This is a genomic window from Sphingomonas sp. SFZ2018-12, assembly GCF_022496715.1.
In the GTDB taxonomy this organism is placed as follows: domain Bacteria; phylum Pseudomonadota; class Alphaproteobacteria; order Sphingomonadales; family Sphingomonadaceae; genus Sphingomonas.
Genome location: NZ_WTFM01000002.1, coordinates 246554 through 262621 on the forward strand (window position 1 = coordinate 246554; position 16068 = coordinate 262621).

Genomic DNA, 16068 nt, shown 5'->3' on the forward strand with positions numbered 1-16068 from the left:
AGGTGACCGACTGGGGATGATCCCGGTCGTTTCGCCGGGGCCGCGCGATCGCGCACCTTAGTTCCCGGTTCATCAGGTTGACGCGCGCATGTGGCAATTTTCCCTCGATCTGCTCGAAACGGCCCTATCCGGCCGGGAGCAGGCGATGGTGGAGGCGCCGGACCACTGGTCCGGCCGTGCCGGGCGCGCAGAAGCAATTAGCGAAATCCGCGGCGGCGGTGCCAATCCGGCCCGCTCGACCCGCCTTTATCGCCGCGCGTCCGCGCGTATCGCGGACCGGCGCGGCCGGAGACATCATAATGACCACGCGTATGCTGATCGACGCTCGCCACCGGGAGGAAACCCGGGTCGCGGTCGTCAAGGGAAACCGGATCGAGGAGTTTGACTTCGAATCCGCCGAGCGCAAACAGCTCAAGGGCAATATCTATCTCGCCAAGGTAACCCGCGTCGAACCCTCGCTGCAGGCGGCGTTCGTCGATTATGGCGGCAATCGCCACGGTTTCCTGGCGTTCAGTGAAATCCATCCCGATTATTACCAGATCCCCAAGGAAGACCGCGAAGCGTTGCTGCGCGAGGAGGCCGAGCACGCCGCCGAGGAAGCGGCGCTGCGCGCGGCCGAGGAAGGCGACGACGACGATCACGACGGCGACGACGACGAGCGCGCCGATGCCGATCACGACCATGACGATGCCGACCACGACGACGAACATGGCGAAGCGGGCGACGAGGGCGGACCCCGCCGGCGCGGCCGCAACGGCGGCGATGACGCGGTGGAGGCGCTGCGCCAGCGGCGCATGAACCTGCGCCGTCGCTACAAGATCCAGGACGTGATCCGCCGCCGCCAGGTGCTGCTGGTCCAGGTCGTCAAGGAGGAGCGCGGCAACAAGGGCGCGGCGCTGACCACCTATCTGAGCCTTGCCGGGCGTTATTGCGTGCTGATGCCCAACACCGCGCATGGCGGCGGCATCAGCCGCAAGATCAGCAACGCCGGCGACCGCAAGCGGCTGAAGTCGATCATGGCCGACCTGCAGCTGCCGCCGACGATGGGCTGCATCGTCCGCACCGCCGGGCTTCAGCGCACCAAGGTCGAGATCAAGCGCGATTTCGATTATCTGGCGCGGCTGTGGGACGGCATCCGCGAAACCACGCTGCAATCCTCCGCGCCCGCGCTGGTCTATGGCGACAGCGACCTGATCAAGCGCGCCATCCGCGACATCTACAACCGCGACATCGACGAGGTGATCGTCGAGGGCGAGGAGGGCTATCGCCAGGCCAAGGAGTTCATGAAGCTCCTGATGCCGAGCCACGCGCGGCGGGTGAAGCAATATGCCGACGCGGTGCCGCTGTTCCAGCGTCACCATGTCGAGGACCAGCTGGCGGCGATGTACCATCCGGTCGTCCAGCTGAAATCGGGCGGATACCTGGTGATCAACCCGACCGAGGCGCTGGTGTCGATCGACATCAACTCGGGCCGTTCGACGCGCGAGCACAATATCGAGCAGACCGCGACCCAGACCAATCTGGAAGCCGCGCAGGAAATCGCGCGCCAGTTGCGCCTGCGCGACATGGCGGGCCTGGTCGTCATCGACTTCATCGACATGGACCACGGATCGAACGTCCGGAAGGTCGAAAAGGCGATGAAGGAGGCGCTGAAGAACGATCGCGCCCGCATCCAGGTCGGCCGGATCAGCTCGTTCGGGCTGATGGAGATGAGCCGCCAGCGGCTGCGCACCGGCGTGCTCGAAGCATCGACCCGCCAGTGTCCGCATTGCGAGGGCACCGGCCTGGTCCGCACCGCGTCGTCGGCCGGGCTGTCGGCGCTGAGGCTGATCGAGGACGAGGCGGCGCGCGGCCGCGGCAGCCAGCTGACGCTGCGCGCCAGCCAGGAAGCCGCGCTCTACGTGCTCAACAAGAAGCGCGGCGAGCTGGCGGAGATCGAGCTGCGCTATGGCGTGTCGATCGAGGTTGCGACCGACGGCGAGCTGGAAGGCGCGCGGATGTCGGTCGAGGCGTCGGGCCCGCCGCCCGCCTTTACGCCGAAGTTCGAGCCGATCGCGGACGATGTCGAGGATGACGACTATCCCGAGGTCGAGGAGGATTTCGAGGAAGAGGACGAACCCGCCGCGCGCGAGGCGCAGCCGCGACGCGACGCCGGGGAGAGCGAGGCCGACGGCGCGCGCCGTCGCCGCCGCCGCCGCCGGGGACGGCGCGGCCGCAATCGGGAGGATGGCGAGCTCGAAACGGACGGCACGTCCGACGATCGCGGGTCCGGCGATCGTGACGATGCCGAAGACGCGGATGCCGGCGATGAGACGCCCCGCGACGAGCGCGAGGCGACGGGCCAGGCCGAAAGCGCCGAAGCCGGCGAGCGTCGCAAGCGCCGTCGTCGCGGTCGTCGCGGCGGACGGCGACCGGAGGGCGGCGACGCGATCGTCGCCGACACCGACAATGCGCCCGCACCGATGATCGCCGCGGAGACCGACGAAGCCGACGAAGCCGAGGTGGACGCGGAAGCGCCGATCGCGCCGATGGACGCGCCGGCCAAGCCCAAGCGCAGCCGCCGCCGGACCGCCAAGGCCGACATCGCCGACATCGCCGATGAGACGGTGCCGGTCGAGACGGTCGCCGCGGCACCTGTATCGGAAGCGCCGGCAACGGCCGAACCGACGACGCTCGACCCGCCGGCCGAACCGGTCAAGGCGCGTCGTACCCGGCGCAAGGCAGCGGAACCCGCCGAATCGGTCGAGCCGGCGGTGCCGGCAGCCGAAACGCCGGTGGCCGAGGCGGAAGCCGCCGCGAAGCCCAAGGCGCGGCGCACGCGCCGCAAGGCGGATGCCGCGCCCGTTGCCGACGCCCCGGCGGAACCGGAGCCGGCGACGACCGAACCGGCGACGGATCCCGCGCCGGTCGATGCGGAAGCCGCCGACGGTGCGGGTGAAACGGTCGAAGCGGCCATGGCGAGCGGCCCGCCCCGGCGCGGCTGGTGGCAGCGCACCTTTGGTGCGTGATCGCCGCGGGCGCTCGAACGCGTGCGATCGGGCGGCATTGACGGGCTTCAGCGCCCGTTCATGCCGCCGCGCCGAACGCGGGCGTGACGTGCGCAGCCCCGCACGATAAGGTAGCGGTCGATGGCCTGGTTCAAGCGTTTCGCCCTGATGCTGATGATGGCGTGCCTGGTGGCGGCGCTGCCGGCGCGGGCGCAGTCGATCCTGCGCGATGCGGAAACCGAAGCCTATCTGAACGACATTTCCCGCCCGCTGATCGAGGCGGCGGGACTGTCGCCCCAGAATGTCCGGATCATCCTGATCAATTCAAAGGAGATCAACGCGTTCGTCGCGGGCGGACAGGCGGTCTACATCCACAGCGGACTGATCGACGCGGCGGGAAGCAGCAACGAGATCCAGGGCGTCATCGCCCACGAACTGGGCCATGTCGTCGGCGGTCACGTGCCGTTGCAGGGCCAGATCGCCAAGGGTGCGACCGGCATTTCACTGCTCAGCCTGGCGCTAGGCGTGGCCGCGATCGCAGCCGGCGCGGGCGAGGCGGGCGCGGGTATCCTGGCGGCGGGCCAGCGCGCCGCGATCGGCAGCTACCTGGCCTATTCGCGTCAGCAGGAGGCGCAGACCGACGCCGCCGGCGTGCGCTTCCTGAACGGTGCGGGGATCAGCGGCCGGGGAATGCTGGAATTCTTCAAGCGGCTCCAGAACCTCGAATATCGCCTCGCGATTCCGCAGAACAACGCTTATGAGCGCACCCACCCGCTCACCGGCCAGCGCCTCGCTTTCCTGACCGACGAGCTGACCGCCTCGCCCAATTTCAACAAGCCGAGCGATCCCGCGCTCGAGCTGCGCTTTCGCCGCGTCCAGGCGAAGCTGCGCGGCTATGTCAACGATCCCCAGGACACGCTGCGCATGTATCCCGCCAGCGACACGAGCGTGCCGGCGCGCTACGCCCGCGCTTATGCCTGGCACAAGTCGGGCTATCCCAAGCAGGCGGAGGCGGAGACCGACGCCCTGATCGCGCTCGCCCCCAACGATCCCTATTTCCTCGAGCTCGAGGGCCAGATCCTGCTCGAATCGGGCAAGCCCGTGCAGGCGCTCGTCCCGCTGCGCGCCGCGACCGACGGAACGCGCAGCAACCCGCTGATCGCGACGACCTTCGGACATGCGCTGATCGCGACGGAGAACCCGGCGAACCTTGACGAGGCCGAGGCGGTCCTGCGCCTGGCGGTCAACCGCGACAATGAAAACCCCTTTGCCTGGTTTCAGCTCGGCACCGTCTATGCGCGCAAGGGCGATACCGCGCGGACCGCGCTCGCCACCGCCGAGCGGGCGAGCATCACCGGCGACTTCGCGACCGCGATGCGCAGTGCCAGCGCCGCGGTCGCCGGCCTGCCCCAGGGGTCGAACGACTGGCTGCGTGCCCAGGACATCCTGATCACCACGCGGTCCGTGCTCGCGGATCGCCCTGAACTGCTGCGCCGGTAATCGATGAAAGCGCCGATCGAATGGAACGCCTGATGCGCAACCCGCTGGTGCTCATTGCCCTGATGATCCTGTCCGGCGCGGTCGGCGCCGGGCTGTTTGCCGCCGCGCGCCCCTGGATCGGCGGCGCAACCGCTGCTTCCGGGGCGACCGACGGCGCGGCGGTGCGCAGCTATCTCCTCGCCAATCCCGAAGTCATACCCGAGGCGCTGGAGCGCCTCCAGGCGCGCGAGACCGCGCGTCAGGTCGCGGCGAATCGCGGGGCGATCACTACCGCCTTCGCCGGTGCCGCAGCGGGCGCGAAGCAGGGCGACGTCACCGTCGCGGTATTCATGGATTATGCCTGCGGCTTCTGCCGCGCCAGCCTGCCCGCGATCGCGCAGCTGATCGCGACCGATCCCAAGGTTCGCATCGTCTATCGCGAACTGCCGGTGCTGAGCGCGCAGAGCCGCGTCGCCGCCGAATGGGCGCTGGCCGCAGCCGAGCAGGGCAGATATCGCGGCTTTCACGATGCGGTGTTCGCCGCCGGCCAGGTCAGCGAGGGATCGGTTGCCGCGGCCGCGCGCACCGCCGGCCTCGACCTGGCGCGCGCAGAGCGCGTGCGCCTGTCCCCCGCGGTCGAGAACGAGCTCACCAACAACCTCGCGATCGCGCGCCAGCTCGGCGTCTCGGGCACCCCGGCCTGGGTCGTCGGCGACCGCGTGCTTTCCGGCGTCCAGACCTTTGAGGGACTTCGCGACGCCGTCGCGGCGGCGCGCGCGCCGCGCTGAGTGTCATTGCGATCGTGGTTGGGTTACCCTAGCTATATTGCTCGAGTTCAAACCCGAACCGCTCTTCCTGAGTAGGGACTGAGACTGGCGAAGGCCCGTATCGAAGGACGGACGGCGCGCGCGTCCTTCGATACGCCATTTCGACAAGCTCAATGGCTACTCAGGATGAGCGGGTTTGGCCCAGCCATCTCGTCCCCACCCATTTTCCCCAGGGACCCCGCTTATGCCACCCATTTTGTCGCTCGCCGGGGTCGGCAAGACCTATGCCTCGGGCCATCGCGCGCTGGCCGCCGTCGATCTCGACATCCGGCGCGGCGAGATCTTCGCGCTGCTCGGCCCCAATGGTGCGGGCAAGACGACGCTGATCAGCATCACCTGCGGCATCGTCACGCCGACGTCGGGGACGATCCGGGTCGGCGACGTCGATGCGCTCAGCGACTATCGCCGGGCGCGCGCAATGATCGGCCTCGTGCCCCAGGAACTGTCCGTCGACATGTTCGAAACGGTCTGGTCGACGATCCGCTTCAGCCGCGGACTGTTCGGCAAGGCACCCGACGACACCTATCTCGAACAGGTGCTCAGGGACCTGTCGCTGTGGGACAAGCGCAAGTCGAAGATCATGGAGCTGTCGGGCGGCATGAAGCGCCGCGTGCTGATCGCCAAGGCGCTCTCGCACGAACCCGAGCTGCTGTTCCTCGACGAACCCACCGCAGGCGTCGACGTGGCGCTGCGCCGCGACATGTGGCGGCTGGTCCACCGGCTGCGCGAGAAGGGCACCACGATCATCCTCACCACCCATTATATCGAGGAGGCAGAGGAAATGGCCGACCGTATCGGCGTGATCAATCACGGCGAGTTGCTGCTGGTCGAGGACAAGGCCGAGCTGATGGCGAAGCTCGGCACGCGCGAGCTGAACATCGCGCTGAGCGAGCCGATGCAGACGGTGCCGCCCGAGCTCGGCGAATGGCAGCTCGCGCTCGCCGATGACGGCCATCGCCTGCGCTATCGCTTCGATGCGCGCGCCGAACGCACCGGCATCCCGTCGCTGCTGCGGCGGATGAGCGATCTGGACATCGCTTTCACCGATCTCGAAACGTCGAAGAGCTCGCTCGAGGACATTTTTGTCGGCCTTGTCGCCGAACAGCGGGAGGCGCGCCCATGAATCCGCGCGGCGTAATTGCGATCTATCGCTTCGAAATGGCGCGGGCGCAGCGCACCTTGTGGCAGTCGCTCGTCACCCCGGTCATCACCACGTCGCTCTATTTCATCGTGTTCGGCGGTGCGATCGGATCGCGGATGCAGTCGGTCGACGGGGTCAGCTATGGCGCGTTCATCGTCCCCGGGCTGATCATGCTGACGCTGCTGACCCAGTCGCTAACCAACGCGTCGTTCGGCATCTATTTCCCCAAATTCACCGGCACGATCTACGAGCTCCTGTCCGCGCCGATCTCGCCCGTCGAACTGGTCATCGGCTATGTCGGTGCGGCGGCGACCAAGTCGGTGATCATCGGGCTGATCATCCTGGCGACCGCCAGCCTGTTCACCGAACTGCCCATCCGCCACCCGGTCGCGATGATCCTGTTCCTCGTGCTGACCGCCGTCGCGTTCAGCCTGGCGGGCTTCATCATCGGCATCTGGGCGAAGGGGTTCGAGCAGCTGAATTTCGTGCCGGCGCTGCTGATCACCCCGCTGACCTTTCTGGGCGGGGCCTTTTACTCGATCGACATGCTGCCCCAGCCGTGGCGGACGGTCAGTCTGTTCAACCCCGTCGTCTATCTGGTCAGCGGCTTTCGCTGGAGCTTTTTCGACCAGGGCGATGTCGAGATCGGCTGGAGCCTCGCCTTCACGCTGGGCTTCCTCGCCCTGTGCCTGGGCGTGATCACCTGGATCTTCCGGACCGGCTATCGCCTGAAGAGCTGAACCCGCGCCAGCGCCGGGCGCAGGATGAGCGCGTTGAGGTTGACCAGCGCATGGACGAGCATGGCAAGCCACAGCGCGCCGCTCGCCAGATAGAGCACGGCCATGACTAGCCCCATCACCAGCGAGCCGGCGATGCCGCCCCAGCCCTGATAACGGTGCGCGGCGGCAAACAGGCCGAGCGCGACGGCGTGCGCGACCAGCACCGATCCGCTTGCCAGCGCGATCGCGAGCGGCAGGGCGAGGCGGAAGAAGGCTTCCTCAACCACACCGGCAATGCTGCCGACCAGCGCCGCGGGGGCATAGTCGTGCCAGGCCCGGGGCTGGATCGCACTGATGTCGCCCAGCATCACCGGGCCCTTGCCGCGCCGGCGTCGCCACGCGTCGAGGATCGCGCCGAGCCCGCCGCCGGCGACGAGCGCGACGACGATCATCGGCGCGAAGGACGGCGCGTCGAGGTAGCCGCCGATCGTGTAGACGACCAGATCGGCGGCGGGCAGGAACTCCGGCGGCATGGCGTCAAGCGCGTCGGTACGGCCGAGCAGGATCAGCGCAAGCACGGTCCCGCCGCCAAGCAGCACCGGCATGCGCGCGAGCCATCGACGATAGACCGCGTGCGGCCCCGCCCCGAATAGTCGCGGCCGCGGCGACCGTCGGATCAGCGCGCCATAGATGGCGAGGAGCAGCAGGAGCGATACGGCGGGCAGCACGGCGCAGCGTCAGGCGCAGGCTGCGGCCGCACCCGCGCTGCGGCCGCAGCGAGGCGACGCGGTCATTTCAGCCAAGGCCGCGGATCAGATCGGCGCGCACTTCGCCTCCAGCCAGGCACGATCGGCACCGTCGAGCTGCGGCGCGATCCGCGCGATCACGTCGCGATGATAGGCGTCGAGCCAGTCGCGCTCGGCGGGCGTCAGCAGCGCAGGGTCGATCAGCGTGCGCTCGATCGGAGCGAAGGTCAGCGTCTCGAACCCCAGCATCGGGGCTTCCGCGCCCGGGACCTCACGTTCGACGGTCAACACCAGATTCTCGATGCGGATGCCATAGTCGCCCGCCTTGTAATAGCCGGGCTCGTTGGACAGGATCATGCCCGCGCGCAGCGGCTCCGCGGGCCCGCCGCCGGGATAGTTGGGCGCGGCGATCCGCTGCGGCCCTTCATGCACCGAAAGATAGGCGCCCACGCCGTGCCCGGTGCCGTGCGGGTAATCGAGCCCCACTTCCCACAAGGGCCGCCGCGCGAAGCTGTCGAGCTGGCCACCGGTCGTGCCGGCGGGAAAGATCGCCGTCGCGATCGCGATATGCCCCTTGAGCACGCGGGTGAAGCGGTCGCGCATCTCGGCGGTGGGGGTGCCGACCGGCATCACCCGCGTCACGTCGGTGGTGCCGTCGGCATATTGCCCGCCCGAATCGACCAGATAGAGCGTGCCGGGCATGATGCGGAGGTTCGATTCCGCCGTTACCTTGTAATGCGGGATGGCCCCGTGCGGGCCGGTCGCCGAAATCGTGTCGAACGACAGGTCGCGCAGCAGGCCGGTTTCGGCGCGGAACTGCTGAAGCCGCGCCGCCGCGTCGAGCTCGGTCAATGCGCCTTTGGGCGCTTCGCCCTCGAACCAGCGCAGGAAGCGTGACAGCGCCGCGCCGTCGCGCGCCTGCGCGGCGCGATGGCCGCCGATCTCCGCCGGGTTCTTCACTGCCTTTGCCAGCACGGCCGGATCGCGCACCGAAAGGATGCGCGCCCCGCCCGAATCGAGCGCGTCGAAGATCGCGGCGACCGCACGCTCCGGATCGGCGGCGATGCGCCTGCCCGCCAGGCCGCGCAGCGCCTGGGCGAACTGGCTGCGGTCATGCAGCCGCACCCCGTTGCCGAGATGCTGGCGCACCGTATCGGTGATCTTTTCGGGGGCGACGAACAGGTCGGCGGTGGCATCGGCATTGACCAGCGCATAGGCCAGCGCGACCGGGGTGTGGCTGACGTCCTGCCCACGCACGTTGAACATCCACGCGATCGAATCGAGCGCGGACAAGACCACCGCATCGGCACCGCGATCGGCGAGCCAGTCGGCGACCTCGGTGCGTTTGTCCGCAGAACTGCGCCCGGCCAGCGCGTCGTCATAAGGGGTCAGGACCGCGTCCGACGGCGCGGGGCGGCCATCCCAGATCGCGTCGACAGGGTTGCGATCGACGGCGACCAGCTCCGCCCCCTTGTCCGCGAGCGCGCGTCGCGCCTCGTCAACCCAGGCGCGGGTGTGCAGCCACGGATCATAACCGATCCGCCCACCCTGCGGTGCATGCTCGCCCAGCCATTGGGCGATGCTGGTCGCCGGCACCGACACATAGCTCCAGCTGGCGGGATCGACCTGCTCGCGGACCTGGAGCGTGTAGCGGCCGTCGGTGAAGATCGCAGCTTCGGCGGGCAGCACCACCGCCGCGCCCGCCGACCCCTGAAAGCCGGTGAGCCAGGCAAGACGCTGGGCATAGTCGCCGACATATTCGCTCATATGTTCATCGGTCAGCGGCACGACAAACCCGTCGAGCCGGTCGGCGGCGAGCTGCTGGCGAAGCGCCGCGAGGCGGGAGGCATGGTCGGACATCGGCAGGGTTCCAGCAAAAGACGGTTCAGGTCGCAAGATTAGGCGGCCGGGGCCGGATTGCCCATAGCCTGTTCTTCCGCCCGGTCGGTGGCCAGCGCCGCCGCCAGCCAGGCGGGGATGTGCGCATCGCCGAGGTCGTCGACGCGGCGCAGCTCGATCATCAGGCCGAGATCGGGATAGCGGCATCGCGTGCGCGGCCCTTCCGCGGCGATCGGCGCGACGACCAGCCGCCGATTGACCTTGGCGCGATGGTGCATGCGCGCGGTGTTTTCCTGACCGACATAGCAACCCTTGGCGAAGCTGACGCCGTTCAGCTCACGCGCGTTCGCCTCGAGCCACAGCGTCTCGCCCCGGCCCAGCTCGCCCGCGCCCTCGGCGACACCAAGCGCCAGCCGGTGGCGGCGCCATTCGTCCGACGCCGAATCGCCGGCGGCAGGCCCGAGCCAGCGGTAGCCGAGCGCTGCGAGCCGCGGATCGGCCGCCGCGCCCGGTATGGGCTCGCGCGACCAGTGCACGCCCGTTGGTGCCGGTGTCAGCGTGATCGCGCGGCGCAGGCGATAAAGGGTGAGCCGCTGGGTCAGCGCGGGCGCCTCGGCTGCCTCGCAGTCGATCAGGATCGCGCCATCGCCGCCGTCCCACAGGATGAAGTCGAACAGCGCCTTGCCCTGCGGACTCAGCAGACCGGCCCAGACCGGCCGGTCCGGGGCGACCGCCATGACGTCATTGGTCACCAGCCCCTGCAGAAACCCGCGAACGTCATCGCCGGCCATGCGCACGACGGCGCGATCGTCGAGCCGGGTCGCCGCTGCTGCGTCGAAATTATCCATCGCATCTACATAGGCAGCGGCGGGGCCGAACCCAAGCCGCCTTGCGCGGACTGGCGGGCGGGAGGGTGGCGAGCTAAAGCGGCGGGATGACCGAACGCCTGACCATCCGCCGCCCCGACGACTGGCATGTGCACCTGCGCGATGGCGACATGCTCGCCGCGGTCGCGCCATTTAGCGCGCGCCAGTTCGCGCGCGCGATCGTCATGCCCAATTTGTCGCCACCGGTCGTGCGCATCGCCGACGCACGGGCCTATCGCGACCGCATCCGCGCCGCCGCCGGGCCCGGCTTCACCCCGCTGATGACGTGCTACCTGACCGACGATGCCGATGCGGACGAGATCGTCGGCGGGTTCGAGCAGGGGGTGTTCACCGCGTGCAAGCTCTATCCCGCGCATGCGACGACCAATTCCGCGCACGGGGTGACCGACATCACCCGGCTGGCGCGCGTGTTCGAGGCGATGCAACGCGTGGGCATGCCATTGCTGATCCATGGCGAAGTTACCGATGGCGACATCGATATCTTTGACCGCGAGGCGGTGTTCATCGACCGCGTGCTGACCGGATTGATGGCGGATTTCCCGGCGCTCCGCATCGTGTTCGAACATATCACCACGGCCGATGCGGTCGCGTTCGTGACCGATGGCGACGCGCGGATCGCCGCGACGATCACGCCGCAGCACCTTCACCTCAGCCGCAACGCGATGTTCGACGGCGGTATCCGCCCGCATGCCTATTGCCTGCCCGTCGCCAAGCGCGAGCGCCACCGGCTGGCGCTGCGCGCGGCGGCGACATCGGGATCGATGAAGTTCTTCCTGGGCACCGACAGCGCACCCCATGTCGTCGAACGCAAGGAAAGCGCCTGCGGCTGCGCCGGCATCTTCAATGCGCCCCATGCGATCGAAAGCTATGCACAGGTGTTCGAGGAGGAAGGCGCGCTCGACCGGCTCGAAACCTTCGCATCGCTCGCGGGTCCGGCCTTTTACCGTCTGTCGGTCAATGACGACGTGATCACGCTGGTGCGCGACGGCTGCGACGTACCCGATCGCATCGCCGCGGCCGGCAGCGCGCTCGTCCCGTTTCACGCGGGCACGCGGTTGAACTGGCGGCTGGCGAACGACTGAACCCTGTCCCGGCGCTGGACTCGTTTTCTGCCTTGCTGAATCGGCACCGGCCCGCTCCCCCGACCGGCACCCGCCAGGATAGGCTCGTGAGTGACCGGGTGGGGGAGCGGGCCGGTGCCGCGCTGTTTCAGCGGAGCCGAAACAGAACCTAGATTCCCGAAACGAAGCTCAGCTCGAGGATTTTGGAATTGGCGGGCACGTCGAGCTTGGCGCTGTTGAATTCGACGACTCCGCTGGGCCCGATCACGCGCTGCGGCGGCGTGATCGTCCAGCTATAGACCAGCCGGCCCTGCGCATCGCGCAGGTCGGCGCGGATGTCGGGCACACGCTGGCGGGTCGCGGTCGGATTGCTCAGCCGGCCAGACACCGCGAACAATTCGCTGCCGCTGGCCAGGTTGCGCCGTTCCACCGAGCGGTCGGTGAATTTGAGCGGGGTTTCGTCGCTGCCGATCGCAAGGCCGAGTTGCGCGGCGATGCCGGGCGCCCCCGAATAGAGGATTGCCGCGGTGCCGAGCAGCATCGACACGCCCGCGACCGCTGCGGCGATCGTCCACCGCGTCGCGGGGTTGCGACGCGGTCGCCGGACGGGTGCTTCGCTATCGCCGATCGCCGGATCAGGGACGGCATTGTGCCAGGCGGGCGCAGCCGCAACGGGTTCCTCCACCGCCACTGGGGCGACGGGCGCAACGCTGGGCGGCTCCGCCTTGGGCGCGGTGGGCTTGGGCGGTGCGGGCGCGACCGGCGGTGCGACGTCCGGGGCCACGAAGCCCGCCGGGGTCTGGAACCAACTGTGCCGGCAATTGGCGCAACGAACGGTCCGCCCCTCCAGCCCGATCGCGGAGTCTGGCACCAGGTAGCGGGTCTTGCACTCCGTGCATTCGAGAATCATGGGACAGGCTTTTCGCTGGCACTGGGCAATCGCACCGATTGATGAATCTTCGCATGTCAAGAGGGTTGCTGGCAAGGGGGTGGTTTGGCGCGCTTGAGCGTGGCGCGGCGACGTGCGATGGCGCGGACTCCAACGCCTGATGCTGGAGTGGACCCCGCGCGCGAATGGCCAATATCGTCCAGTTCGAAAATGTCGGCCTGCGCTATGGCACCGGCGCGGAAACGCTGTCCGACGTCAGCTTCACGCTCGCCACCGGCGCCTTTTATTTCGTGACCGGCGCGTCCGGTGCGGGCAAGACGTCGCTGCTCAAGCTGCTCTATCTCGCGCAGCGGCCGACCCGCGGCGTCGTCCGGCTGTTCGGCGAGGAAATGGGCCAGCTGCCGCGCAGCCGGCTGCCGGGCTTTCGCCGCCGCATCGGCGTGGTATTCCAGGATTTCCGGCTGATCCCGCATCTGTCGGTCTATGACAACATCGCGCTGCCGCTGCGCGTCGCAGGGATGGCCGAACAGGAGATCGAAGCGCCCGTGCGCGAGATGCTGGCCTGGGTCGGGCTGCTCGACCGTGCCGACGATCGTCCGCCGATGCTGTCGGGCGGCGAGCAGCAGCGCATCGCCATCGCGCGCGCGGTGATCGTCCGCCCCGAGATCCTGGTCGCCGACGAGCCCACCGGCAACGTCGATCCCGACATGGCCGAACGCCTGCTGCACCTGTTCGACAGCCTCAACCGGCTGGGAACGACAGTGGTCGTCGCGACCCACGACCTGCACCTGTTGAGCCGTATTCCCAATGCGCACATGATGCGGATCGACCGCGGGCGGCTGGCCGATCCCACTGGATCGCTGCGCTTTCCGCCGCAACAGGCCGACGCATGAAATTGCCGCTCACCGCGCCACCGCATGACCGCCGCCTGCTCGACGCGGGCAAGCAGACGCGCGCGATGACGTGGATCATGGCGATTATGGTTTTCCTGACCGTGCTCGCCGGGGCGCTGGGGCTGGGCATGGCCGGTGCGGCGCGCGGGCTCGACCGCCAGCTTGCCGGGCGGCTGACCATCCAGATCGTCGAGCCCCGCGCCGAGGCGCGCGACCGCGCCACCGCGCTGCTCGTGCGCGAGCTCGGGCGCATGCCCGAGGTCGTGCGGGCGGCCGAGGTCGATCGCCGGCGACTGGGCGAGCTGCTGCGCCCCTGGCTGGGCGAGGCGGGGCTGGACGGCGAGCTGCCAATCCCCGCGATGGTCGATGTCGACCTGGCCAGCGGCGACCGCGCGATTGTCGACCAGGTTGAGGCGGCGATCCGTGCCCGCGTTCCCGATGCGCGCGTCGACCGCCATGCCCGCTGGCTGGCTCCGGTACGCGGATTCATCGCGACGCTGGGCTGGCTGGCGCTGGGCATGATCGTGCTGATGGCGCTGGCGACCGCGATCGTCGTGCTGCTGGCGGCGCGCGCGGGGCTGGACACGCACCGCGCGACGATCGACGTGCTGCACATGCTGGGGGCGACCGATCGCCAGGTGGCGCGCCTGTTCCAGCGCCGCATCGCCGGCCAGACGCTGGTCGGCGGGCTGATCGGCGCGGTGGCGGCGCTGGCGGTCATCGCGGGGCTGCAATGGCGGCTGATGACGCTGGGGTCCGAACTGCTCGGCAGCGCCGCGCTCGGCCCGGGCGAATGGGGGCTGCTCGCGCTGCTGCCGGTGGCGTTCTCGGTCATGGCGATGATCGCGGCGCGCCTGTCCGTCGTCGCCACCTTGCGCCAGCAACTGTGATGCTGCGCGCGCTCGCCCTGCTGGTGCTGGTCTGGGCGCTCGGCTTCGCGGCGTTCATGCTGTCGCTGGGCCGGCCCGTCGCTGGCATGCGCACCGATGCGATCGTGGTGCCGACGGGCGGGCCGGGCCGGATCGACCGGGGCATCGCGTTGATGCGGCGTGGGATGGCGCGGCGCATGCTGGTCACCGGCGTCGATCCCGATGTCCGCCCGCACGAGCTGGCCAAGGCCTATGACGCCCCGGTCGCGCTGTTCGATTGCTGTATCGACCTGGGCCAGGAGGCAGTCGATACGCGCTCCAATGCCGACGAAACCGCCGCATGGGTCGCTGCCAACCGCGTGCGCAGCGTACGCCTGGTCACCGCCGACTGGCACATGGCCCGTGCGCGCATGGAGCTGCACGCCGCGCTCGGCCCTGGGGTCGAGATCCTGGGCGATCCCGTTCCGACCCAGCCGCGTCTGTCGATGCTGTTCAGCGAGTATCACAAGTTCCTGATCCGCCGTGTCGCGCTGTGGCTGGGGGTGGGACCATGAGCGCGCGGGCGGGCGATATCGCGCGCACCTGGGCGTTCCGGGCGCTCTTCTACGGGCTTTCGGTGCCGGTGGTGCTCGCCGCCCCGGTCAGCGCGCTGTTCGGTCGCCCGGCGGTACGGGCACATGCGCGGGCCTGGATGCGCATGTATCACTGGATCGCGCGCATCGTCATGGGGATCGAGATCCGGATGGAGGGCACGCCGCCCGATCGCCCCGTGCTGTTCGCCGCGAAGCATCAGGCGTTTCTGGAAACCTTCGAGCTGACCTCGCGGCTCGGCATGCCCGCGCCGGTGATGAAGGAAGAGCTGAGCCGCATCCCGGTCTGGGGCTGGACCGCGCGGCGCTATGGCTCGATCATCGTCAACCGCCAGGCTTCGGCGGCGGCGCTGCGGCGCATGCTGCGCGAGGGCAAGGCGATCGTGGCGGAGGGCCGTTCGATCCTGATCTTTCCCGAAGGAACGCGCGTGCGCCCGGGCGAACAGCCGCCGCTCCAGTCGGGCTTTGCCGGGCTCTACAAGATGCTGGGGCTACCGGTGGTGCCGATCGCACTCGACAGCGGTCGGGTGTGGCCGCGCAGCGGGCCGATGCACCCCGGCATCGTGACGATGCGCCTGGGCGAGATGATCCCCGCCGGACTGCCACGCGAGGAAATCGAGGCGCGGGTCCATGCCGCGATCAATCTGCTGGAAATGCCGGCCACCGACGGGAACCCGGGCGTGTAGCTTGCGTTACAACGGGCGGAAGTGTAGCACCCGCTACACGCAGGCCCGGAGAAGCCCGTCCATGTCAACGCTCGAGATATTGCCGATCCTGGCCTATGTTCTGGCGGTCGTCGTGATCCTGCTGGTCGCGACGCGACGCGAAGCGGCCGCGTCGTCCTGGCTGTTCCCCGCGCTGATCGCTGCGGCGTTCATCGCCTTTTCGGCGGTCACATTTGTTGGCGAAGGGCTGATCCAGTTCTGGGTCAACCACACCACCAATCTGGCCGGGAACCAGGTGTGGTTCGACCTGCTGTCGGCCGTCACGATTTCATTCTACCTGATCGCGCCGCGCGCGCGTGCGGTGGGCATGAAACTGTTGCCCTGGGGCATTGCGGTGTTCGCGACCGCGTGCATCGCCTTGCTGCCGATGGTGGCGCGGCTGATGTGGCTGGAGGCAGCGCAGCGACGCGCCTGAA

15 protein-coding genes are annotated in these 16068 nt (G+C 68.9%); 11 read left to right on the forward strand and 4 right to left on the reverse strand.

Translation table 11 applies throughout. The features are described from left to right. Nucleotides 1–299: 299 nt before the first annotated feature. The 5 genes from GO308_RS10195 (at nucleotide 300) to GO308_RS10215 (ending at nucleotide 7174) form a co-directional block, all read left to right on the forward strand. A complete protein-coding gene (locus GO308_RS10195; protein WP_240885375.1) occupies nucleotides 300–3008 on the forward strand; it encodes an Rne/Rng family ribonuclease in 2709 nt (902 codons plus the stop codon). Nucleotides 3009–3128: 120 nt separating this feature from the next. Then, a complete protein-coding gene (locus GO308_RS10200) occupies nucleotides 3129–4487 on the forward strand; it encodes a M48 family metalloprotease (protein ID WP_082731156.1) in 1359 nt (452 codons plus the stop codon). Between the two features lie 20 nt (nucleotides 4488–4507). Continuing rightward, entirely contained in the window at nucleotides 4508–5254 is a 747-nt protein-coding gene (locus GO308_RS10205; RefSeq protein WP_066483528.1) for a DsbA family protein, read from the forward strand. 223 nt (nucleotides 5255–5477) lie between these two features. Then, the gene (locus tag GO308_RS10210; protein ID WP_240885376.1) at nucleotides 5478–6416 is read left to right on the forward strand and encodes an ABC transporter ATP-binding protein; all 939 of its coding nucleotides are present in this window, start codon (nucleotides 5478–5480) and stop codon (nucleotides 6414–6416) included. Continuing rightward, on the forward strand, nucleotides 6413–7174 hold the full coding sequence (locus GO308_RS10215; protein ID WP_066551243.1) for an ABC transporter permease: 762 nt from the start codon (nucleotides 6413–6415) through the stop codon (nucleotides 7172–7174). The genes GO308_RS10210 and GO308_RS10215 overlap by 4 nt, the downstream gene beginning before the upstream one ends. Here the strand turns inward: GO308_RS10215 and GO308_RS10220 are convergent. The 3 genes from GO308_RS10220 to GO308_RS10230 form a co-directional block, all read right to left on the reverse strand. After that, nucleotides 7156–7881 (reverse strand): CPBP family intramembrane glutamic endopeptidase, encoded by a 726-nt coding sequence (locus GO308_RS10220; protein WP_240885377.1) that lies wholly within the window; start codon nucleotides 7879–7881, stop codon nucleotides 7156–7158. The genes GO308_RS10215 and GO308_RS10220 overlap by 19 nt on opposite strands. An 84-nt stretch (nucleotides 7882–7965) precedes the next feature. Continuing rightward, the gene (locus GO308_RS10225; protein WP_240885378.1) at nucleotides 7966–9759 is read right to left on the reverse strand and encodes an aminopeptidase P family protein; all 1794 of its coding nucleotides are present in this window, start codon (nucleotides 9757–9759) and stop codon (nucleotides 7966–7968) included. Nucleotides 9760–9797: 38 nt separating this feature from the next. Beyond that, complete coding sequence (locus tag GO308_RS10230; protein WP_240885379.1) at nucleotides 9798–10586, reverse strand: folate-binding protein; 789 nt, start codon at nucleotides 10584–10586, stop codon at nucleotides 9798–9800. A gap of 86 nt (nucleotides 10587–10672) precedes the next feature. Here GO308_RS10230 and pyrC point away from each other — a divergent pair, with 86 nt between their 5' ends. Then, nucleotides 10673–11707 (forward strand): dihydroorotase, encoded by a 1035-nt coding sequence (gene pyrC, locus GO308_RS10235; RefSeq protein ID WP_066483516.1) that lies wholly within the window; start codon nucleotides 10673–10675, stop codon nucleotides 11705–11707. Between the two features lie 148 nt (nucleotides 11708–11855). Here the strand turns inward: pyrC and GO308_RS10240 are convergent, their stop codons facing one another. Beyond that, nucleotides 11856–12596, reverse strand: coding sequence for a zinc-ribbon domain-containing protein (locus GO308_RS10240; protein WP_066483515.1), 741 nt, complete (start codon nucleotides 12594–12596; stop codon nucleotides 11856–11858). Between the two features lie 164 nt (nucleotides 12597–12760). Between GO308_RS10240 and ftsE the strand changes: the two genes are divergently transcribed. The 5 genes from ftsE (at nucleotide 12761) to GO308_RS10265 (ending at nucleotide 16067) form a co-directional block, all read left to right on the forward strand. Beyond that, nucleotides 12761–13468, forward strand: a complete 708-nt coding sequence (gene ftsE / locus GO308_RS10245) for a cell division ATP-binding protein FtsE (RefSeq protein ID WP_066483513.1) — start codon at nucleotides 12761–12763, stop codon at nucleotides 13466–13468. Continuing rightward, nucleotides 13465–14358, forward strand: a complete 894-nt coding sequence (locus GO308_RS10250) for an FtsX-like permease family protein (RefSeq protein ID WP_240885380.1) — start codon at nucleotides 13465–13467, stop codon at nucleotides 14356–14358. The genes ftsE and GO308_RS10250 overlap by 4 nt, the downstream gene beginning before the upstream one ends. Then, entirely contained in the window at nucleotides 14358–14891 is a 534-nt protein-coding gene (locus GO308_RS10255; RefSeq protein WP_197419036.1) for a YdcF family protein, read from the forward strand. The genes GO308_RS10250 and GO308_RS10255 overlap by 1 nt, the downstream gene beginning before the upstream one ends. Next, entirely contained in the window at nucleotides 14888–15613 is a 726-nt protein-coding gene (locus tag GO308_RS10260) for a lysophospholipid acyltransferase family protein (protein ID WP_066483506.1), read from the forward strand. The genes GO308_RS10255 and GO308_RS10260 overlap by 4 nt, the downstream gene beginning before the upstream one ends. 61 nt (nucleotides 15614–15674) lie before the next feature. Then, on the forward strand, nucleotides 15675–16067 hold the full coding sequence (locus tag GO308_RS10265; protein WP_066483504.1) for a hypothetical protein: 393 nt from the start codon (nucleotides 15675–15677) through the stop codon (nucleotides 16065–16067). The last annotated feature ends 1 nt before the right edge of the window (nucleotide 16068 follow it).

Excerpts from the sequence above, each read along its gene's own strand:
- GO308_RS10240 (WP_066483515.1), bottom strand. The coding sequence starts at position 12,596 with ATGATTCTCGAATGCACGGAGTGCAAGACCCGCTACCTGGTGCCAGAC.
- GO308_RS10200 (WP_082731156.1), top strand. The coding sequence starts at position 3,129 with ATGGCCTGGTTCAAGCGTTTCGCCCTGATGCTGATGATGGCGTGCCTG.
- GO308_RS10250 (WP_240885380.1), top strand. The coding sequence starts at position 13,465 with ATGAAATTGCCGCTCACCGCGCCACCGCATGACCGCCGCCTGCTCGAC.
- pyrC (WP_066483516.1), top strand. The coding sequence starts at position 10,673 with ATGACCGAACGCCTGACCATCCGCCGCCCCGACGACTGGCATGTGCAC.
- GO308_RS10255 (WP_197419036.1), top strand. The coding sequence starts at position 14,358 with ATGCTGCGCGCGCTCGCCCTGCTGGTGCTGGTCTGGGCGCTCGGCTTC.
- GO308_RS10205 (WP_066483528.1), top strand. The coding sequence starts at position 4,508 with ATGGAACGCCTGATGCGCAACCCGCTGGTGCTCATTGCCCTGATGATC.
- GO308_RS10195 (WP_240885375.1), top strand. The coding sequence starts at position 300 with ATGACCACGCGTATGCTGATCGACGCTCGCCACCGGGAGGAAACCCGG.
- GO308_RS10265 (WP_066483504.1), top strand. The coding sequence starts at position 15,675 with ATGTCAACGCTCGAGATATTGCCGATCCTGGCCTATGTTCTGGCGGTC.
- GO308_RS10225 (WP_240885378.1), bottom strand. The coding sequence starts at position 9,759 with ATGTCCGACCATGCCTCCCGCCTCGCGGCGCTTCGCCAGCAGCTCGCC.
- GO308_RS10210 (WP_240885376.1), top strand. The coding sequence starts at position 5,478 with ATGCCACCCATTTTGTCGCTCGCCGGGGTCGGCAAGACCTATGCCTCG.
- GO308_RS10230 (WP_240885379.1), bottom strand. The coding sequence starts at position 10,586 with ATGGATAATTTCGACGCAGCAGCGGCGACCCGGCTCGACGATCGCGCC.
- GO308_RS10215 (WP_066551243.1), top strand. The coding sequence starts at position 6,413 with ATGAATCCGCGCGGCGTAATTGCGATCTATCGCTTCGAAATGGCGCGG.
- GO308_RS10260 (WP_066483506.1), top strand. The coding sequence starts at position 14,888 with ATGAGCGCGCGGGCGGGCGATATCGCGCGCACCTGGGCGTTCCGGGCG.
- ftsE (WP_066483513.1), top strand. The coding sequence starts at position 12,761 with ATGGCCAATATCGTCCAGTTCGAAAATGTCGGCCTGCGCTATGGCACC.